Raw genomic sequence first — 18,068 nt, forward strand, 5'->3', positions numbered from 1 at the left:
CAGCGGGTACAAATGTTTCGTGTACGAAAGAGTTCAACCGGATGATTGATCTTTCAGCGGGGCTGTCTCCCAACGCGCCGACGGATTCGACGGCGACCCTGGTCCGCTCCCTCAGACGGATCGCCCAGGCGATCGACGTCCGATCGCGGGAAATCGCGCGCCTGACGGGCCTCACCTTGCCGCAGCTGCTGGTGCTGCAATCGATCCGCGACCTGGGCGAGGTCAGCACCAGCGCCATATCCCGCGACGTCTCCATGTCCCCGCCCACAGTGGTCGCCGTGCTGGACAAGCTGGAGGCCAAGGGGATGGCTGTGCGTTATCGCTCAACGATTGACCGTCGGATCGTCCATGTCCGGCTGACAGAGGCCGGGCGAGGCGCCCTGGCCTCCTCGCCCGGCCTGTTCGGCGACGGCTTCATTTCAGGTTTCGGCCGACTGTCGGCGGACGACCGGGCGGCGATGGCGACGGCCGTGGATCGGCTGGCGACGATGATGCAACCGCGCCCGCCTGCGTTTTCAGAAGACGGCGAAACGGGCTGAGGACGACCGCCGTCAGCCCCCCCGCCACTCGCTGAGCAGCTTGCCGCTCGCATCCTCAAAGGCCACGCGGTCCAGGCGAACCGCGCCGATACAGACCGGCCGCTGATCGGGGCCGGCGGCGCGGCAGCGGATGGCGCGGCCGTCGGCGAAGGCGGCCATTCGCCCTTCCAGCACCAGCCGGTAGCCGTCTGACGGCGCCGGAGGCGGCTGGTCCCCTTCGCCCCTTACGACATATTCATAGGCGCGACCGTTGCGGCGGCCGGTGCGCGGACCGTCCTGGTCGAAGACCGCCGCCAGGCCCGCGGTCTGGGGAGACGGGGCGACGGAGCCGCCGGCCAGGGGATCGCCCTGGACGCCGGGGCAGCTCTCGGTCCTCAACCAGGGACGGGTCAACCAAAAGCCCTCGGCGGCCTCCCAGCTGTCGGCGCCCCCGGCGATCAGGGCGGAGTCGGTCCAGTCGCCCGGCGCCAGCGTCAGCTTCAGGGTTCGCCGCCGATCGCCCCAGGACCAGCGGGCCAGGCCGTCGCCGGACGCAGCGTCCCCGGCGGGCGGCGTGCCGGGCCCCGTGCAGCCGAAGACCTGACGCACCGCAAAGCGCCGACCGACCAGGTCCGTGCCGCCGACCTTGCGCCCCGCCGCATAGGCCGAAGCGGCCACGTCCATGGCTTGCAGCAAGCTCGCCCGGTCCAGGGTCGGCGCAGGCGCGACCGAAACGACCGGGGCCTGGGTCTGGGCCTGGGTTTGAGGCGGAGCGGCTTCAGGCGCCGGCTCCTCGCGCTGACAGCCCGCCAGGACGAGACCGAGGAGGAGGACAGACGCCGCGAGCGCGACGACCGACGGGCGAGGCGACGCGATCGGTTCGAGCATGAACCAAGCCTAGCATAAGGTCGGTCGCTTTTGGGGCGGCCCTGCGAAAAAGGTTGACGAAGGGCGCGGAGAACGGTCTGCACACCCTATGACTTTCGACCAGATGGTTGCCCTGGCGGTGCTGATCGGCGTGGTCGGCGTCCTGATCCACGGCAAGCTGCGCGCCGACGTCGTCGCCCTGAGCGGCGCGGCCGTCCTGCTTTTGCTGGGCGTCGTGCGGCCGGTCGAGGTGCAGAGCGCCTTCGCCAGTCCGGCCGTCATCGCCCTGGCCGGCCTGTTCGTGATCGCCTACGCCATCGAATTGTCGGGCCTGCTGGGCCTGCTGATCCGGCAGGCGACCGGTCTGGCGGCCCGCGTCGGAGCCCAGGGGATCTGGATCGTCATCGGCCTGTGCGGCGCGGTGGGGGGCTTTTTGAACAACACCCCGGTGGTCGTCTTGGCCGCGCCGGTGATCCGCGACGTGGCCCAGTCGCTGAAGCTGTCGCCCAAACGTTTTCTGATGCCGCTGAGCCACGTCACCGTCATGGGCGGGCTTCTGACCTTGATCGGCACCTCGACGAACCTGTTGGTCAACGACATGGCGCGCAACGCCGGCCAGCCGGTCTTCGGCCTGTTCGAGATCACGCCGGTGGGTCTGTTCATCGCGATCGTCGGCGGCCTGTGGCTCTACTTCTTCGGGGCGCGACAGCTGGGTCGTTCCGTCGCCCAGGACGAGGCCCAGGCCGCGCGGCTGGCCGAGATGGAGGCGGCGCGACGGCGCGCCGAGGCCGAGGCGGCGAAGCGGCGCAAGCGCATCATCCCCTTCGGCCTGCCGCGCCTGGGCGAATCCCGCAATCAGGCGGACGGGTCGGGGGACGCCCATCTGGGCGACGTCACCCTGTATGAGGCGGCGGACCGCCCCTTCCGGCTGCGCCCGGCCATGATGTCCCTGGCGGTCTTCGTCCTGGTGATCGCCTCAGCGGCCCTGGGCTGGGCGCCGATCGCCGCCTCGGCCTTCGCCGGGGCCGTGGCGCTGATCCTGCTTCGGGTCATCACGCCGGAGGAAGCCTACGCCGGCCTGAGGCCGGAAATCCTGCTGCTGATCGCCGGAATGGTGGTGGTCGGAACCGCCATTGAGGTGACCGGCCTCGCCGCAGCCGGCGCCGAGCGACTGATCGACGTCATCCGCCCCATGGGGCCGTTCGGGGCCCTGGTCGTGCTCTATGGCGTCACCCTGTTTGCGACGGAGCTTCTGTCCAACGCGACCGTAGCCGTGCTGATCACCCCCATCGCCGTCGCCCTGGCGGAGAGCCTGGGTGTCGATCCCCGGCCCTTTCTGGTCGGGGTCATGATGGCCGCCTCAGCCGCCTTCGCCACCCCCTTCGGCTATCAGACCAATGTGCTGGTCTTCAACATGGGCGGCTACAGCTACATGGACTTCGTTCGCGTGGGGCTTCCGCTGAACCTGGCGACCTGGGTCGCGGCCATGGTGGCGATCCCGATCGTCTTTCCGTTCTGATCAAGCCTCAGGCTGCGGCGGCGTAGGTCCGGTCCAGGGTCCGGGCCACCTCCACCAGCCGCTCGACCTCAGGGTCGTATCGTTTCCCTTCCGCCAGGGCCTGAGCCCAGGCCTGAGCGGCGCGGCCGCCCCAGTCGTCCGGCGGCGACGCCAGAACGCGCCGCGTCACCCCTTCAAACGCCGTGGCCTCGAAATCATAGAAGGAGCCGCCGAGATTGCGCAGGGCCGCCCCGCCCCGCTCGCCGTAAAAGGCCGCTTCGATCACCGCGTCCTGGCCCGCAGGCAGCCGCCATGAACAGGCCAGGCGGACAACCGCGCCGGATTTCAGGATCAGGGTCGCGACGGCGTAGTCTTCCGCCTCCTTGCGACCAGCCAGGGGACGACCCTGTCGCCGCAGATGCGCCTCGACCCCCGCCACCGCGTCGTCCAGCAGCCACAGACACAGATCGACCAGATGGACGCCAAGATCCATGACGCATCCGCCGCCAGAGAGAGCCGCGTCGTAGAACCAGGGCTTGTCCGGTCCATAGGCGTTATGGAAGGTCAGATCGACCGCATGAACACGGCCCATGGCCCCCAATTCAAGCTGCGTCTTCAGAGCCTGAACGGCTGCGGTGAACCTGTAGCTGAGGTCCACCGCCAGCAGCCGGTTTGCGCGGCGGGCGGCGGCGATGGCGGCCTCGGTCTCCTGCGCGTTCCGGCCCAGCGGCTTCTGGCAGAAGACGGCGACGCCGGCGTCCAGGGCCCGTTGCGCCTGATCGGCGTGAAGCGCGCTGGGTGTGGCGATCACCACACCGTCCAGATCCTGGGCCAGCAGATCATCGAGGTCGGCGCAGACCGTCGCGTCAGGGGCGAGAACCAGGGCCTCGCGCGCCATGTCCGGGTCGGGCTCGGCGACGGCGACCGCCTCGATCCGGCCCGCGTCCAGCATGGCCGCCATCCGATGCCGCCCGATCCAGCCCACGCCCAGGAATCCCACGCGCGGGCGACGCAGTTCAGACGACGCGCCGCGTTGCAGAAGCAGATCGGTCATCGCATCCTCACCACCGCCTTCAGGAAGCCGTCCGGTCGGTCGCGGGTGGCGTCCAGCGCCTGGTCCAACTGTTCCAGCGGATAGGCGTGGGTGATCAGGTCGTTGAGGTCCAACTGCCCTGAGCGCACCGCCTCCACGGCCTCGCGCACCCCTTCAGCATAGACGGCGGGGTCGCGCTCATGGGCGTTGACGACATCCAGGCCGCGCCAGTTCCACAGCTGCATGTTGATCTGCCGCGGGCCGTCCTGGTGATAGCCGGCGATGACCAGCCGACCGCGTTCACGGGTCAGTTCGGCCGCCAGGTCCAGCGGCCAGGCCTTGCCGACCGCCTCGATCACCACATCGCAGAACCGCCCCTCCGTCAGTTCGGAGACCCTGGCGATCAAGGCGTAGTGGTCGTCCAGCGCCAGGGTTTCGACCGCCCCCATGCGACGGGCGACGTCCAGAGAATAGGGCCGCCGGGAAAGGGCGATGACGCGGGCGCCCGCATCAGTCGCCAACCGTGTCAGGATCGCCCCCAGAAAACCAATTCCGACGATGGCGACGGTCTGACCGGGCGAGATCCCGCTGCGCCGAAAGATGTTCATGGCGCAGCCCAGGGGTTCGCCCGCAAACGGCAGGCCGTCCAGTTCGGACGGCAGGGGCACCACCGCCGCCTGATCGGCGACGTCATATTCGGCGAAACTGCTCTGGGACAGGGCCGCGACCCGGTCGCCGACCGCGACACGCGATACGCCCTCGCCGACCGCATCCACGACGCCCCACCCTTCGTGGCCCAGCCCGCCGGGCGGCGTTGGAAAGGTCATCCAGTCCGGCCCCGCCCAAGGCGTCAGATTGGAGGCGCAGACGCCGCAGCCCTCCAGCCTGATCCGGACCTGACCCACGCCGGGTTCAGGCCTGGGCACGCGCTGCACCTCCAGTTGACCGGGGCCTGTGACGACCGCCGCGCGCATGGTGTGCGTCTGGTCAAGAACCTCTGTCATCGTCTTCCTCATTTGATCGCGTGATCTGATCGAGAACGGCGTCCGGCGCGACGTCGCGGCGCAGCTCGTCCAGGTGCGGGTCCGTCTCCGAAAGTCCCGCGTGCGCGGCGAGGCGACCGACCAGATCAATCAGCCGGGTGATTTCGTGTTCGGCCAGCAGATTGATCTGCAGATCCAACTCCGCCCGCCCGTGCTCCGCCGCCGCCATCCGGTTCTGGCTGATCAGGACGAAGGTCGACAGGAAGATGGCCTCCACGGAGGCGGCCATGGCCAGGACGACCAGGGTCTCGTCGAAACGCCACGGCTCCGGAGCCAACAGGTTCCAGAGGATCCAGCCGCCGAAAATCAGCAGGTGCAGCAGCACGAACCCCATGCTCCCCGCGAATCCGGTGATGCGCTGGGCGAGCCGTTCCGGCCATGGCGCCGCCTCGGCCGCCTCTTTTCGCTGCGCACGCATGGCCTCGATATTGCGCCGCAGAACCTCCGCCATGTCGCCGTCGGCCCGCACCTCAGGCGCTGAGGGCCGGACGGTCGCTGACCACAATCGAGCGATCGGCGTCGAACCAGTTGATGGTGCGGCGCAGACCGTCAAGCAAGGCGGTGGTCGGGCGCCAATCCAGGACTGCATCGGCCTTGGCGATATCCGGACGGCGACGCCGCGGGTCGTCGGCGGGCAGCGGTCGGTGGACGATTCCGGAGCCGGAGCCGGTCAGATCAAGAATGACCTCGACCAGTTCGGACACCGTCAGCTCGACCGGATTGCCGAGGTTGATCGGTCCCGGCTGCGGTCCCTCATGCTCCATCAGGGCGATCAGGCCGCCGATCATGTCGTCCACATAGCAGAAGGACCGGCTCTGGCTGCCGTCGCCATAGATGGTGATCGGCGCGTCCGAAAGGGCCTGGGTGATCAGGTTGGAGACGACCCGACCGTCGGCCGCCGACAGGCGCGGCCCATAGGTGTTGAAGATCCGCGCCACGCGAACCTCGGCTCGCCCCGCCCGATCATAGTCGAACACCAGGGTCTCGGCCGCCCGCTTGCCCTCGTCATAGCAGGCGCGCGGGCCGATCGGATTGACGTTGCCGCGATAGGTTTCCGGCTGGGGATGGACCTCCGGATCGCCGTAGACCTCGCTGGTGGAGGTCAGCAACAGACGCGCGCCGGTCTTCTCGGCCAGTTGCAGCAGGTTACGAACCCCGAGGATGCAGGTCAGCATCGTATGCTCCGGATCCTGCTGATACTGCGGCGGCGAAGCGGCGCAGGCCAGGTCGTAGATGCGGTCGAACCGACGGGCGGTGATCCGCTCCGGCAGGGGGTCGACGATGTCGTGGCGCACGAACTCGAACCGCGGCTGTTTCATTGCGTCCTTGAGGTTCGCCAGGTCGCCCGTCTGCAGATTGTCGAGGCAGACGACGTGGCGACCTTCCGCCAACAACCGGTCGCACAGGTGCGAACCGAGGAAACCGGCGCCGCCGGCGACCAGGACGGTGCGGGTGTCGGATATGGACTTCATAGGTCGGTCCTTCGTCTTGGCCCGTAGAGCCGCGATCAACTCACGCTCCAGAGTGTGGGCGCGGTGGGAGGGGGTGTGTTCGGACAGGATGCGACGGCGCGCGGCCTCGCCCATCTCGCGAGCCTGATCCACAGGCGCGGACAGCGCGTCGATCACCGTCTCGGCGGCGTCGGCCAGCAGGATCTCCTCGCCGGGGGTGAAGAGCGTCTCGATGCCGGGCCAGGCGTCCGAAATGATCGGGCAACCGCAGGAGCCGGCTTCGAACAGCCGGATCGAGGGGCTGTGCCCGGCCGCCCGCATGTCCGCGCGAGTGACGTTCAGGGTGAAGCGGCTGGCGGCGTAGAAGGCCGGATGGTCGGCCGGGGGCAGATGGTCGATCCGCTCGACATTCTGGGGCCAGTCGATGTCATCGGGATACTGAGGGCCCGCCACCACGAAGCGACGATCCGACATACGCCGGGCCGGCTCCAGCAGCAGGCGCTCCAATGTCGGCTGACGATCCGGGCTATAGGTGCCGAGGTAGGACAGATCCCACTGCGGAGCGACGGCTTGCGGTCGATAGGCCTCGGGGTCCGCCGAACAATAGAGGGCGCGGGCCGCCGGCGCGCCGTGGTCGCGCTCCAGACGCTCAAGCGTCGCCCCACCGGTGAAGGAGAAATAGATGTCGTAGTTCGCAATCTGGTCGGCTCGCAGATAGTCGCAGTCGTCTTGCACCAGCCGGGCCAGGGTCACAGGGGTGTCGATGTCGTAGAAGGCGACCACGCCCGTCGCCGTGCGACGCGCCCACCGGCCGACCTCGATCCCCTCGGGCACGTATGAGCCGACCAGGACAGCGTCTGCGCTGCGCACCTCGTCCGCAAAACGCTCCAGATCCTGCAGATCCGAATAGAAGTCGAGGCGGCAATAGGGCGGGTCCGACACATCGCGGTGCGCCGCATACCAAGGGGTTTCCCGCTCCAGGAACACCACCTCGTGTCCCCGGTCCGCGAAGGCGGACAGCAGGGCGCGGAAGGTCACGGCGTGGCCATTGCCCCAGGCGGACGACAGGCTGAGCCCCAGCACGACCAGCTTCATGCCGCGCTCCTTTCGCGGCGCGCCGCGAGCCGTTCGCGGAACAGGGCGTCCACCGCCTCGGCCCGCTGGGCGTAGGTATGGTCCGCCAGGACGCGGTCGCGCGCCGCCCGGCCGATGGCCTGCGCCCGTTCCGGCGTCAGGGCGGCCAGATGCGCCGCCACGTCCTGGCCGTCGCGCGCCACCAGCACTTCGACGTCCGGCTTCAGAAACTGTTCGACGCCTTCCCAATAGTCGGTGATCAGGCAGGCCCCGGCGCCGGTGGCCTCGAACACCCGCGTGGCGGGCGAGAAGCCGACCTCGGCCATGCTGTCGCGGGCGACGTTCAGCACCGCCAGGGGCGTACAGTTGAAGGCGTTGTGCTGGGCCGTGCCCACATGACCGATGGTCTGGACGTTCGCCGACATGGCCTTGTCGGCCCAGCCGTTGCCGCCCAGCAGAAACCGGCGTTGCGGCAGGGCGGCGGCGGGCTCCAGAAAGAAGGTCTCGATCCGGCGTTCCCGATCCGGCAGTCGATTGGCCAGGAGCGCGAGGTCGGCGGAGAAGCCGGGGTCCGGCTGGACGGGATGATGGGTGGCGGGATCGAGCGCATTATAGATCGGACGGCAGTCGCGGGCGCCGAGCGCTTGGAACGCCTGCACGACCGGAGCGCCGCCGCCATAGGTCAGGACGTGATCAATCTGCGGCAGGACCCGCCGCAGCGGATGATCGGGCGCGGCCTTCACCTCCGCCAGGGTGGCGGGGGCGTCCACGTCCCAGTAGACGGTCAGGGCGTCGGGGCGCGCCAGGTCGAACACGCCCAGCAGGACGTCGTCGAACACGCCGACGCCGGAAGCCTTGACCACTACGTCGGCCTCCACGGCGCGCGCCATGGCTGTCTTGCAGCCTTCGACGGTGTTGTCCCACACCACCACCTCAGCCCAGTCCGGCGCATCAATGTCGCGATGCTGCTGCCGGTCGAAGGCGTCGGGCTCCAGAAACAGGATGTCCCATCCGCGTTCGGCCAAGGCGCCCAGCAGGCCGCGATAGTAGGTGGCCGCGCCGTTCCAGTAGGACGACAGCAGGCTGGAGCCGTAAAAGGCGATCTTCATTCCGCAATCTCCATGACGGGGTGGGAGGTTGGAGCGGGATCGGCGGCGGGCGCGCCGAGCCGCCCCAGCACCGCCATCAGTTCATCGACCCGGTGTGCGCAGGTGTGGCGGGCGCGGATTGCCGCCAGTCCGTGGTCGGTCAGTTCCGCGCGCAGGCCGGCGTCCGACTTGACCGCCCGGAGCGCCGAGGCCATTTCGCTGCCAGACCGCACCATCAGGAAGTCACGACCGACCTCGAACAGGCCCTCGCTGTCCGTCCACGGCGCGCTGATCAGGGGGATTCCACAGGCCAGGGCTTCGAACACGCGAATGGTCGGAATGCCCGGAAGCGTCTCGACGTAGAAACGGCGCGGGACGTGAACGGTCGCCAGGCGCCGTGCGAACACCCCCGGCGCGGCCGCATTGGCCAGCCAGCCGTGATAGCGGACGTCGTAGCGGTCCAGCAGCCGCCGCGCCGCCTCGGGATAGCGGACGCCGTAGAGATCAAGTTCAAGGCCGCTCGCCGCCGCCGGGGCGAACAGAAATCGCTCCAGCTCCGCAGTCCGCTCCCCGTCGCCCCAGTTGCCGACCCAGACCAGTCCTTCCCGGCCCTGCTGCTCAAGCGGAGGATGGAACAGGCGGACGTCGGCCGCCTCATGCCAGACGAAGACGCGATCGCCCCAGCCCCATCGGCGATACACCGCCGCCAGGGTCTCACCGAAGGCGAGCACCCCGTCATATTCCGACAGGTCGAAAGCCTGCATGGCCTCCGGTTCGCTGACGGCCCGGTGGTGGGTGTCGTGAAACAACAGAGTAAAGCGGCCCCCCCCCCGCGCGCGACCGACGGCCGCCACCAGCGCCGGATCGTTCCATTCATGCACGATGACCAGGTCCGCCCCGTCCAGCGCCCGATCCACATCAAGGGGCGGATGGAAGCGGCGGCTGACCAGTTCGGGATAGGCCTGCCGATAGGGCGCCAGTCCTTCTTCGCCATGGTCCGCGACCAGATTGGCGCGGCTCCAGGCGTCGTGCGGCTCCCACGCCTCGACCTGATGGCCGCGGGCGATCAGTTCGCGCAGCACCCCACGCAGGAAATGCGCATTGCCGTGGTTCCAGCACGACTCCAGCGAATGGGTGAAATAGACGATCTTCACGCCGCCGCCTCCCCGAAGGGGGCGCGCTGGGCCAAAGCCTCGGCATAGACGGCCAAGGTTCCCTCGACCATGGCCTCGAGGCTGAACTGTTCGGCGCGCTCGGCCGCCAGCCTTCCCAGGCGGCGCGCGCGGTCGGCGTCTTCCAGCAGTTCATCCAGAACGACCGCCAGCGCGGCGTCGTCTTGCGGAGAGACGAACAGCGCCGCCCCCTCCCAAAGCTCGCGGAAGGTCGGAATATCGGCCAAGACCAGGGCGCATCCCGCCTGGGCCGCCTCCAGCACGCCCAGGCCGAAAGGCTCGTACAGCGACGGCGCGCAGAAGATCGACGCCGGTCGGAGCCTTTGCTGCAAGTCGGAGGGGCTCAGCGCGCCCAGCGCCTGGATCCGGTCCAGATGAACCGATTGACCGTTCGGTCCTTCAAGCGGACCGGCGGCCTCCACCCGGCCCCGCATCCGTCGCGCGGCCCGTTCGAGGGTCGCGATATTCTTGCCCTCGTCCCACAGCCGGCCCGAGGTCAGAACCTGCCGGCGCCGGGGAACTGGGCGGGTTCCAATGGGACGGCGGCCGTTTCGAACCGTAGCGGGCAGGACGCCGTAGCGCGCCGCCGTCGTCTGCATAAAGGCGAAACTGGGGGCGATCAGACGGTCACAACGCCGGTAACCCTGGGCGAGCCGCTCCGTCCGCCAGACGAAATCCTCCGGCAAGGCCGTTCCGCGCACCGCGTCCCACCAGGTCGCCACGCAGGAGTGACAAACCCCGACCACGGGCGCGCCCCAGTCCTCGTCGCCCCGCAAGGCGGGGCTGTTAAGGTGCACCAGATCCACGCCGTTCTGGGCCGCCAAACCGCGCAGGGCCCGCGCCGTCTGGTCCAGCGGGCGGGGACCGTCCGCCAGCCAATCGAGCGTCCCCCCCGCCTCGACCAGCGTGAGCCCCCCAATCTGTTCGGCGGCTCGTCGCTGGGCGGGACGGGGCGCAGGGCCCGACACGGCTAGGGTGATGCGGACGCCGCGCGCCGACAGGCCTTCCGCCAGATCCAGCGCATAGGTCCAGACGCCGCCCACGGCGTCGGTGGTCATCAGCACGTGAAGGGGGACCAGACTCATGCCGCCGCCGAGCCGATGCGGGCGTCCAGTCGCCGTTCCGCCCGCAGCCAGTCCGCCAGGTCCGACACGCCCGGCCGCCAGGACTTGACCGCGCCCAGCCCCAGGGCGCGGTGGGCCGCCGAGGCGTCGGCGACGAAGTAGCGCTGATCCCCGGCCCGCCAGTCCTCAAACTGCAGTTCTGTCGCGCGACCGAGCAGTCGGTCGATATGAGCGATCAACCCCCTCAGGCTGACGGCGTTCTCAGGCCCGCCGCCCAGGTTGAAGGCGCGGCCCGACACGGCCTCGATCCGCTTCCAGGCCGCGACATAGGCGTCGACAGCGTCCGATACGTCCAGAATATCGCGCACCTGCCGACCGTCGCCGTAAAGGGTGATCGGGGCGCCTTCCAGCGCCCGGATCAGGAAATGGGCGACCCAGCCCTGGTCCTCCGTACCCATCTGACGGGAACCGTAGATGCAGCTCATCCGCAGCACGCAGGTCGGCACGTCGTAGCTGCGGGCATAGTCCAGCACATACTGATCGGCCGCGCCTTTGGAGCAGCCGTAGGGCGTGTGGAAGTCCAGCGGCCGCCGTTCGTCCACGCCCCGCGTCCGCAGGGCCGCATCCGTCGGCAGCCAGGCCTCGTTCTGAACGCCCAGCTCGATGTCGCCCAGGTCGCCGTAGACCTTGTTCGTGCTGGCGAAAACGACCGGAGTGCGTCGCCGGCGCGCCGCCTCCAGGACGTTGAGCGTCCCGATCAGATTGACGTCGAAGTCGGTGCGGGGATCGGCCAAGCTGGTCGTCACCGCCACCTGGGCGGCCAGGTGGAAGACCACGTCCGCCTGGGCGACCGCCGTCTCGACCGCCTCGGCCTGGCGGACGTCAGCGGTCAGGTGCCGGACCTGTGCGCCGTGGCGCAGCAGCAGCCATTTGAGGTTTCCCTCCACCCCCCGCCGCGCCAGAGTGTCCAGCACCACGATCTCATGACCCTGGCCGGCCAGTCGGTCGGCGAGGTTGGAGCCGATGAAACCGGCGCCGCCCGTGATCAGGACGCGGCTCATGCGACCAGCCCCCGACGTTCCAGCTCACCGCGCGCCTGATCAACCCGGTCCTGGGCTTCCTGGCGCGCCACCCATTCGGCCAGTTCCTCAAGACCTGCCGCGAAGTCCTGACGCGACTCATAGCCGAGTTCCTCCCGGGCCTTCGTCAGATCGGGAATATTGTGGCGGATGTCGCCTGCCCTGGCCTTGTTGGTGATCAGGGGTTCGATATCCGGCCGCCCCATCGAGGCCGCCTGCAGCCGCGCCACGTCCTCGACGGTGCGGTCCTCCCCAGAGCCGATGTTGAAGACCTGCCCATTCGCCTCCGGCTTCTCCAGCGCCAGAAGGAAGGCGCGCGCCACGTCCGAGACATGCACGAAGTCGCGCCTCTGACGGCCGTCCTCGAACACCATCGGCGCCTGACCGTTGGCGATGCGGGAGGCGAAGATGGCCAGGACGCCGGTGTAGGGATTGGAAAGGGCCTGCCCTGGCCCGTAGATGTTCCAGAGCCGCAGGGCGCAGCTTTCCATCCCGTATTGGGCCGTCAGGGTCAGGGTGAGCCGTTCCTGAACGAACTTGTTGATCGCATAGACGCTCTTCAGCGCCGGCGACTTGGTCTCTGGCGTCGGCACGGGGATCAGCGCACGCCCTTGGTCGTCCGTGGGGTCCCATGAGCCGTCCGGGTTGCGGGCGCCGCGCACCACCTCCTGACGCAGATCGCCGTCTTCAGTGCGGTACAGGCCCTCGCCGTAGATGCTCATTGAGGAGGCGACGACCACCCGCTGCACCGGCTGGTCGATCAACTGCTGGAACAGCACCGCCGTGCCGTAATCGTTGACCGAGGTATAGCGGTCGATCGCATACATGCTCTGGCCGACGCCGACCTCCGCGGCGAGGTGAACGACCTTGTCCACCCCCTGAAGCGCCGCCCGGACCCGGTCCTCGTCGCGAATGTCGCCGACCACCAGTTCGACCTCGGGGTCCAGTTCGTCGGGCCGCGCGCCAGTGGGGTGAACCTGCTCGATCAGGCTGTCCAGCGCCCTCACCCTGTGGCCTTGTTCAAGCAGGGATCGGGCGAGATGACGGCCGACGAAGCCCGCGCCGCCGGTGATCAGGACAGTGTTCGCCATGGGGATCTCCGGCTCAGCGCTGCACGAACTTGGAGAAACGGCTCGTCTCGCCGCCGCTCGTCTGGTCCTGCGCAAGCAAGGCCAGATCGCTGTCTTCGAAGATGCGAAAGAACTCGTCCCAGGAGATCTCCTCCAGCGCCTCTTCCTTGTCGCCGAAGTCGAACCTCAGCACACCGCCGCCGTCGGCGTCGGCCGTGCTGGCTACGCGAGAAGGCCTGGCGCCGCGGGCCTCGGCCCAGGCGCGGATATCGTCATGATCAGTCAGGCGGTTCGCTTCGGACATGGTGCAGCTCCGGCAGGTTCACCCGAGCAACAGCTTCTTCTACCGATCTGTTCCGATATTTGGAGCGTTCAATTTTGAACATACTGCGCGACCACTTTCCTTTTCGCCGTTTATTTCAATGTTTAAAATCCGACACAAGAACACCTATCTTCCGCTTCGATCCTTGATCTGACGGATACTTGGCCATTTCACGGAACCGGGAGCTTTGTAGATCCTTCCTCCTGCTGCGGCCGATCGGGCCGCGGAACGGCGAAGGGACCAGCCAATGCAACGAAAATCCGTTCGGATCGGCGTCGTGGGCGTGGGCAACTGCGCTTCGTCCTTCGTGCAGGGCCTGGCCCATTACGCGGCGGCCCCCAGCAACGCCCCTCCGCCCGGGCTGATGAACGTCGAACTCGGCGGTTATCGTATCGAAGACATGGAGATGGTCAGCGCCTTCGACATCCATGCGGCCAAGGTCGGCCGCGACCTGTCGGACGCCATCTTCGCCCCGCCGAACAACACCTTCCGCTTCGCCTCCCCCGGCCCCTCCGGCGTCACCGTCCAGCGCGGACCGACATTGGACGGGATCGGCCGATACATGATCGACGACCTGCAAGAGAGCGCCGCTCCTTCCGTCGATGTGGCCCAGGCCTTACGGGACAGCGGAACCCAGGTGCTGGTTTCCTACCTGCCCGTGGGATCGCAAAAGGCCACCGAATATTACGCTGAACAGGCGCTGCGGGCCGGCTGCGCCTTCGTCAACTGCATTCCGGTCTTCATCGCTTCGGACCCAGCCTGGGCGAAGCGCTTCAGCGACGCCGGACTGCCCCTCGTCGGCGACGACATAAAGAGCCAGGTCGGCGCCACCATCGTTCACCGAGTTCTGGCCAATCTGATGCGTGAGCGGGGCGTGCGCGTCGATCGCACCTATCAGCTCAACTTCGGCGGCAACTCCGACTTCAAGAACATGCTGGAGCGCGAAAGACTGACGTCGAAGAAGATCTCCAAGACCCAGGCGGTCACCAGCCAGTTCGAGACGCCGCTGGCCGACGACGACGTCCATGTGGGCCCCAGTGATTTCGTCCCGTGGCTGACCGACCGCAAATGGGCGCACATCCGTCTGGAGGGCACCACCTTCGGCGACGTGCCGATCAGCATGGAGGTCAAGCTGGAGGTCTGGGACAGTCCCAACAGCGCAGGCGTCGTCATCGACGCCGTCCGATGCGCCAAGGTGGCGATGGATCGCGGCGTATCCGGGCCTCTGATCGGGCCGTCCAGCTGGTTCATGAAATCCCCCCCGGAACAGTTCACGGACGAGGAGGCGCGCGAGCGGACGCTGCGTTTTATCCGCGGCGACGAGCCCGCCCCTGCCCCGCGCGCCGCTCGCATGGTCTCGTGACGATCATCCACCTGATCCGACACGGAGCCCACGACCTTGTGTCCCGACGGCTTTGCGGACGCACTCCTGGCGTGGGTCTGAGCGACACAGGAAGACGTCAAGCCGAGGCTTTGGCGCGCGTCCTCCCCCGACTTGATCGGGTGCTGACCAGCCCCCTGGACCGGACGCGAGAGACCGCCGCCGTGATAGCCGCCGCCCACTCTGGGCGGCTCGAAGAGGAAACCGCCTTGAACGAGATTGATTTCGGGGACTGGACCGGCCGGGATTTCGCCCAACTGGACGCCCTGCCCGAATGGCGCCGGTGGAACGCCGCTCGAGACCAGGGGCGGGCGCCGAACGGCGAGTCGATGCTGGAGGTCCAAGGCCGCCTGTCCCGCTGGCTGGAGACGATGGCGGCCGCCGACGCCGGAGCCGTGGCGGCGGTCAGCCACGCCGACGTGATCAAGTCGGTCGTCGCCCTGACTCTGGGGCTTTCGCTGCGACACCACGATCGGTTCGAGATCGCGCCGGGCTCGATCACCACCGTCTCGGCGACGCCGGAACACCTGTCCCTTCTTCGCCTGAATGAGGTTCCTCATGGCTGAACTCAGCGCCGCGCAGGTTCGCGCTCGGGTGGCCGAACTCGGCCCCTGGTTTCACAATATGGAGCTGAAGGGGGTTCGCACCGCGCCGGATCACTTCCTCCACGACTATCCCGCCAACAAGTTCGCCCGCTTCGCCCATGTGATCCCCGATGATCTGAGCGGCCGCAGCGTGCTCGATATAGGCTGCAACGCCGGCTTCTACTCGCTGGAGATGAAGCGGCGGGGGGCGGACCGGGTGCTGGGCGTCGATTTCGACGACCGCTATCTGGACCAGGCGCGGCTCGCCGCCGAGGTCGAAGACGCGGATATCGAGTTCCGCAAACTGTCCGTCTACGACCTGGCCAAACTCAGCGAACGGTTCGACCTCGTCATCTTCATGGGCGTCCTCTACCATCTGCGCCACCCGCTGCTGGCGCTGGACCTGATCCACGAGCACGTGGCCGACGACCTGCTTCTGTTCCAGTCGATGCAACGCGGCGCGAATGAAATCTTTGAACCCGAAATCGACTACGACTTCAGCCAGACTGGGCATTTCGACCGGCCCGACTATCCGAAGCTGCACTTCATCGAGCACCGCTACGCCGGGGACTGGACCAACTGGTGGGCGCCCAACGCCTCGGCCAGCGCGGCCATGCTACGCAGCGCAGGGTTCCAGGTGCTGGATCGACCGGAGGAGGAAGTCTTCCTGTGTCGCCGCACAGAACGGCCGACCGAGGCCGGCGCCGTCTATCCCGCCCGCTCGCCCCTCAACGGCCATGACAAGACCAAGGAGCCGCGCCGATGATCGAGGCCGTCAAGATCTGGAACGAACCGAACAACAAGTCCCACTGGGACCCCCTGCTAGACCCCGAATGGGCGCGTTTCGCCGAGATGACGCGGCTGGCCGGGGCCGCTGTCCGGGCCGAGAATCCCACGGTGACCCGCGTCCTGGGCGGGATGTCCCCCATCGACCCTTCCTTCGTTCGGCGACTGGAGGAGATGGGGGTGATGGGGGCGATCGACGTGGTCGCCGTCCATGGTTTTCCCCTGGACTGGAACCTGTGGCCCATCGACGAATGGCCCGCGCGAATCGACGAGATCAAGGCGGTCACCGGCAAGCCGGTCTGGGTGACGGAGGTCGGGGTCTCCGCCTTCGGCTCCGAAGAGGTCCAGGCCTGGGGCGTGAAAAAGACCGCCGAACTGCTGATCGGCAAGGCGCCCCGCATCCACTGGTACAGCCTGTACGACCTGCCCCGCACATGGGAGGCCACGACACGGCATCGGGAGGCTGAGGGGTCGTCCTACTACCGGCACTTCCACATGGGCCTGTTGCGAGAGGACGGCTCGCCCAAGGCCGCGCTGGAGGCCTTCCGGCCCTATGCGGCCGACATGGGGGTCTGCCAGTGGTTTCACTTCCAGGATCACAGGCTGGACGATGCGGTCCGATGGCTGAAGGACCTGGGCGTACGTCGGCTGCGCACCGGCCTGTCCTGGGCGGACCGTTATCGCGACGGCGCCCTGGACTGGTTCGACCGGCAGATGGAGACCTTGGCCGACTTCGACGTGACCGTGACCTTCTGCTTCACGCCCGAGCATCGCGGCCTGGAGCCCCACCACACCAGCCCGCCGCAGGTCGCCGAAGAGTTCGCAGACTTCTGCGCCGAGATGACCGCCCGCTATGCGCCGGCCAGACCGCAGGATGCGGCGATCAGCCCAGCACGACTGATCGCGTGATGCGCCCGGCCTCGTCTGCAGACAGGCGGCGCCCCCGCCCGAAGTCGGCGGCGCCCGGTCCGGTCGAGCCGAAGGTCGCGAAGCGCGCCTCCTCTGGCTGAAGCATGGTGCGCGGATTGCCGTCGCGCCCCGTGTACCACATCTCCGTCCAGCCCTCCGGGGCGATGTGGTCGTCCATCCAGCAGTCCAGAAAGGCGGCCGCGCCGACGTAACGGGGATCGCCGTATCGCCCATCGGGAAAGGCGCTGGACGGCCGCCAGGGTCGGCCCAAGAAGACGGAGCCCGGACGAACATCGGCGTCCTTGGTCAACCGGCAGTCTTTGAAGACGAAGCCGAACGGCTGATCGATCGGGGTGCTGGGCGCGGTGACGTAACCCTCGATCGGATCGGCCGGACGTGTGCGCGATCGGATTTCGCAGCCTTCGAACCAGGCGCGCCCGCCGCCGAAGATGAAGTCATAGCTGCCCGTGATCAGACAACGGTCGAACAGGGTCGATCCCGCATCGGGGAACAGGGTGTCCTGGTAGCTGAGGATGTCGCAGGCGCGCACCACCGCCCGGTCGGAGCCCTTGTCCATCATCAAGGCGACCGCCTGGGGGCCGGCGCCGTTGTGAGAATGCAGGCCGTTCGACTTGGTCATCTCCGCCAAGCCGTCGAAGGCGTTGTTGATCGTCAGGGTCTCGGCGTGAAAATCCGGGGCGCGGACGAACAGAGTCGCCGTGCGGAAGGTGCCCCAGGGCCGCCCGTCCGGCGCCGCCAGTCCGGAGGCGGCTAGGTGGTTGATCACTGAACCGCTGCGGTCTTCACCGATCAGATGAACGAAGGGCTTGTCCACCACCACCTGTTCGGTCCAGATCCCGCGCGTGATCAGGATGCGGAACGGCCGCGTCCCATTCGCCGGGGCGGCGTCGATGGCGGCCGACAGGCTGGGATAGGCCGGGGCGGCGAAGTTGCGCCCCGAGGCGGGTTTCGCGACCACCGCATCATAGGCCCGCGCCGCCGACCAGGCGGGCGGACCGACCGCCGCGAGCGGCAAGGCGGCGCCGGCGGCCAGGACAGAACGACGATGAAGCAGCGGGTTCATGGCGTCTCCGAATGAAAAGCGGGCGCCGACCGGCGAACCGGCCGA

Annotated in this window: 18 protein-coding genes; 6 read left to right on the plus strand and 12 right to left on the minus strand. The window is 68.0% G+C overall.

The annotated features are described in order from the left end of the window. Nucleotides 1-41 precede the first annotated feature (41 nt). On the plus strand, nucleotides 42-539 hold the full coding sequence (locus AC1RKE_RS13000) for a MarR family winged helix-turn-helix transcriptional regulator (RefSeq protein ID WP_201463821.1): 498 nt from the start codon (nucleotides 42-44) through the stop codon (nucleotides 537-539). A 12-nt stretch (nucleotides 540-551) separates the two neighbouring features. Here the strand turns inward: AC1RKE_RS13000 and AC1RKE_RS13005 are convergent, their stop codons facing one another. Then, on the minus strand, nucleotides 552-1,406 hold the full coding sequence (locus AC1RKE_RS13005) for a hypothetical protein (protein WP_395942120.1): 855 nt from the start codon (nucleotides 1,404-1,406) through the stop codon (nucleotides 552-554). An 88-nt stretch (nucleotides 1,407-1,494) separates the two neighbouring features. Here AC1RKE_RS13005 and AC1RKE_RS13010 point away from each other — a divergent pair, with 88 nt between their 5' ends. Continuing rightward, entirely contained in the window at nucleotides 1,495-2,904 is a 1,410-nt protein-coding gene (locus AC1RKE_RS13010) for an SLC13 family permease (RefSeq protein WP_054765040.1), read from the plus strand. Between the two features lie 7 nt (nucleotides 2,905-2,911). On the opposite strand, the gene AC1RKE_RS13015 is transcribed toward AC1RKE_RS13010, so the two are convergent. Genes AC1RKE_RS13015 through AC1RKE_RS13060 form a run of 10 tightly spaced genes read right to left on the minus strand, consistent with a single transcriptional unit; the run spans nucleotide 2,912 to nucleotide 13,261 of the window. After that, on the minus strand, nucleotides 2,912-3,937 hold the full coding sequence (locus tag AC1RKE_RS13015; protein WP_348685011.1) for a Gfo/Idh/MocA family protein: 1,026 nt from the start codon (nucleotides 3,935-3,937) through the stop codon (nucleotides 2,912-2,914). Further along, entirely contained in the window at nucleotides 3,934-4,920 is a 987-nt protein-coding gene (locus AC1RKE_RS13020; protein WP_224761312.1) for an MDR/zinc-dependent alcohol dehydrogenase-like family protein, read from the minus strand. The genes AC1RKE_RS13015 and AC1RKE_RS13020 overlap by 4 nt, the downstream gene beginning before the upstream one ends. Then, on the minus strand, nucleotides 4,904-5,410 hold the full coding sequence (locus AC1RKE_RS13025) for a DUF1003 domain-containing protein (RefSeq protein ID WP_183217652.1): 507 nt from the start codon (nucleotides 5,408-5,410) through the stop codon (nucleotides 4,904-4,906). Before AC1RKE_RS13025 ends, AC1RKE_RS13020 begins: the two co-directional genes overlap by 17 nt. Nucleotides 5,411-5,429: 19 nt before the next feature. Continuing rightward, the gene (locus AC1RKE_RS13030) at nucleotides 5,430-7,505 is read right to left on the minus strand and encodes a bifunctional glycosyltransferase/UDP-glucuronate decarboxylase (protein ID WP_348685217.1); all 2,076 of its coding nucleotides are present in this window, start codon (nucleotides 7,503-7,505) and stop codon (nucleotides 5,430-5,432) included. Beyond that, entirely contained in the window at nucleotides 7,502-8,593 is a 1,092-nt protein-coding gene (locus tag AC1RKE_RS13035) for a CgeB family protein (RefSeq protein WP_054765038.1), read from the minus strand. The genes AC1RKE_RS13030 and AC1RKE_RS13035 overlap by 4 nt, the downstream gene beginning before the upstream one ends. Then, nucleotides 8,590-9,726, minus strand: a complete 1,137-nt coding sequence (locus AC1RKE_RS13040; protein WP_395942119.1) for a CgeB family protein — start codon at nucleotides 9,724-9,726, stop codon at nucleotides 8,590-8,592. The genes AC1RKE_RS13035 and AC1RKE_RS13040 overlap by 4 nt, the downstream gene beginning before the upstream one ends. Further along, complete coding sequence (locus AC1RKE_RS13045) at nucleotides 9,723-10,829, minus strand: glycosyltransferase family 4 protein (RefSeq protein ID WP_348684501.1); 1,107 nt, start codon at nucleotides 10,827-10,829, stop codon at nucleotides 9,723-9,725. The genes AC1RKE_RS13040 and AC1RKE_RS13045 overlap by 4 nt, the downstream gene beginning before the upstream one ends. Then, complete coding sequence (locus AC1RKE_RS13050) at nucleotides 10,826-11,869, minus strand: SDR family NAD(P)-dependent oxidoreductase (protein ID WP_348684502.1); 1,044 nt, start codon at nucleotides 11,867-11,869, stop codon at nucleotides 10,826-10,828. The genes AC1RKE_RS13045 and AC1RKE_RS13050 overlap by 4 nt, the downstream gene beginning before the upstream one ends. Beyond that, nucleotides 11,866-12,978 carry an NAD-dependent epimerase/dehydratase family protein gene (locus AC1RKE_RS13055; protein WP_348684503.1) on the minus strand — a complete coding sequence of 371 codons (1,113 nt, stop codon included), beginning with the start codon at nucleotides 12,976-12,978 and terminating at the stop codon, nucleotides 11,866-11,868. The genes AC1RKE_RS13050 and AC1RKE_RS13055 overlap by 4 nt, the downstream gene beginning before the upstream one ends. Nucleotides 12,979-12,991: 13 nt before the next feature. Then, nucleotides 12,992-13,261 (minus strand): hypothetical protein, encoded by a 270-nt coding sequence (locus tag AC1RKE_RS13060; RefSeq protein ID WP_348684504.1) that lies wholly within the window; start codon nucleotides 13,259-13,261, stop codon nucleotides 12,992-12,994. A gap of 265 nt (nucleotides 13,262-13,526) precedes the next feature. Here AC1RKE_RS13060 and AC1RKE_RS13065 point away from each other — a divergent pair, with 265 nt between their 5' ends. Genes AC1RKE_RS13065 through AC1RKE_RS13080 form a run of 4 tightly spaced genes read left to right on the plus strand, consistent with a single transcriptional unit; the run spans nucleotide 13,527 to nucleotide 16,939 of the window. Next, nucleotides 13,527-14,642, plus strand: coding sequence for an inositol-3-phosphate synthase (locus AC1RKE_RS13065; RefSeq protein WP_348684505.1), 1,116 nt, complete (start codon nucleotides 13,527-13,529; stop codon nucleotides 14,640-14,642). After that, nucleotides 14,639-15,226, plus strand: coding sequence for a histidine phosphatase family protein (locus AC1RKE_RS13070; RefSeq protein ID WP_224764337.1), 588 nt, complete (start codon nucleotides 14,639-14,641; stop codon nucleotides 15,224-15,226). The genes AC1RKE_RS13065 and AC1RKE_RS13070 overlap by 4 nt, the downstream gene beginning before the upstream one ends. Then, nucleotides 15,219-16,010 carry a TIGR04290 family methyltransferase gene (locus AC1RKE_RS13075; protein ID WP_395942199.1) on the plus strand — a complete coding sequence of 264 codons (792 nt, stop codon included), beginning with the start codon at nucleotides 15,219-15,221 and terminating at the stop codon, nucleotides 16,008-16,010. The genes AC1RKE_RS13070 and AC1RKE_RS13075 overlap by 8 nt, the downstream gene beginning before the upstream one ends. Next, nucleotides 16,007-16,939, plus strand: coding sequence for a glycoside hydrolase 5 family protein (locus tag AC1RKE_RS13080; RefSeq protein WP_348684961.1), 933 nt, complete (start codon nucleotides 16,007-16,009; stop codon nucleotides 16,937-16,939). The genes AC1RKE_RS13075 and AC1RKE_RS13080 overlap by 4 nt, the downstream gene beginning before the upstream one ends. Here the strand turns inward: AC1RKE_RS13080 and AC1RKE_RS13085 are convergent. Then, entirely contained in the window at nucleotides 16,914-18,023 is a 1,110-nt protein-coding gene (locus AC1RKE_RS13085; RefSeq protein WP_348684963.1) for a pectinesterase family protein, read from the minus strand. The genes AC1RKE_RS13080 and AC1RKE_RS13085 overlap by 26 nt on opposite strands. Nucleotides 18,024-18,068 lie beyond the last annotated feature (45 nt).

It is taken from the genome of Brevundimonas sp. GW822-FHT03E11 (assembly GCF_058801445.1).

What these genes read in the sequence shown, in the direction of transcription:
- AC1RKE_RS13050 (WP_348684502.1), bottom strand. Translation starts at nt 11,869, where the DNA reads ATGAGCCGCGTCCTGATCACGGGCGGCGCCGGTTTCATCGGCTCCAAC.
- AC1RKE_RS13060 (WP_348684504.1), bottom strand. Translation starts at nt 13,261, where the DNA reads ATGTCCGAAGCGAACCGCCTGACTGATCATGACGATATCCGCGCCTGG.
- AC1RKE_RS13065 (WP_348684505.1), top strand. Translation starts at nt 13,527, where the DNA reads ATGCAACGAAAATCCGTTCGGATCGGCGTCGTGGGCGTGGGCAACTGC.
- AC1RKE_RS13005 (WP_395942120.1), bottom strand. Translation starts at nt 1,406, where the DNA reads ATGCTCGAACCGATCGCGTCGCCTCGCCCGTCGGTCGTCGCGCTCGCG.
- AC1RKE_RS13015 (WP_348685011.1), bottom strand. Translation starts at nt 3,937, where the DNA reads ATGACCGATCTGCTTCTGCAACGCGGCGCGTCGTCTGAACTGCGTCGC.
- AC1RKE_RS13030 (WP_348685217.1), bottom strand. Translation starts at nt 7,505, where the DNA reads ATGAAGCTGGTCGTGCTGGGGCTCAGCCTGTCGTCCGCCTGGGGCAAT.
- AC1RKE_RS13085 (WP_348684963.1), bottom strand. Translation starts at nt 18,023, where the DNA reads ATGAACCCGCTGCTTCATCGTCGTTCTGTCCTGGCCGCCGGCGCCGCC.
- AC1RKE_RS13055 (WP_348684503.1), bottom strand. Translation starts at nt 12,978, where the DNA reads ATGGCGAACACTGTCCTGATCACCGGCGGCGCGGGCTTCGTCGGCCGT.
- AC1RKE_RS13035 (WP_054765038.1), bottom strand. Translation starts at nt 8,593, where the DNA reads ATGAAGATCGCCTTTTACGGCTCCAGCCTGCTGTCGTCCTACTGGAAC.
- AC1RKE_RS13020 (WP_224761312.1), bottom strand. Translation starts at nt 4,920, where the DNA reads ATGACAGAGGTTCTTGACCAGACGCACACCATGCGCGCGGCGGTCGTC.
- AC1RKE_RS13045 (WP_348684501.1), bottom strand. Translation starts at nt 10,829, where the DNA reads ATGAGTCTGGTCCCCCTTCACGTGCTGATGACCACCGACGCCGTGGGC.
- AC1RKE_RS13075 (WP_395942199.1), top strand. Translation starts at nt 15,219, where the DNA reads ATGGCTGAACTCAGCGCCGCGCAGGTTCGCGCTCGGGTGGCCGAACTC.
- AC1RKE_RS13000 (WP_201463821.1), top strand. Translation starts at nt 42, where the DNA reads ATGATTGATCTTTCAGCGGGGCTGTCTCCCAACGCGCCGACGGATTCG.
- AC1RKE_RS13080 (WP_348684961.1), top strand. Translation starts at nt 16,007, where the DNA reads ATGATCGAGGCCGTCAAGATCTGGAACGAACCGAACAACAAGTCCCAC.
- AC1RKE_RS13010 (WP_054765040.1), top strand. Translation starts at nt 1,495, where the DNA reads ATGACTTTCGACCAGATGGTTGCCCTGGCGGTGCTGATCGGCGTGGTC.
- AC1RKE_RS13025 (WP_183217652.1), bottom strand. Translation starts at nt 5,410, where the DNA reads ATGGCGGAGGTTCTGCGGCGCAATATCGAGGCCATGCGTGCGCAGCGA.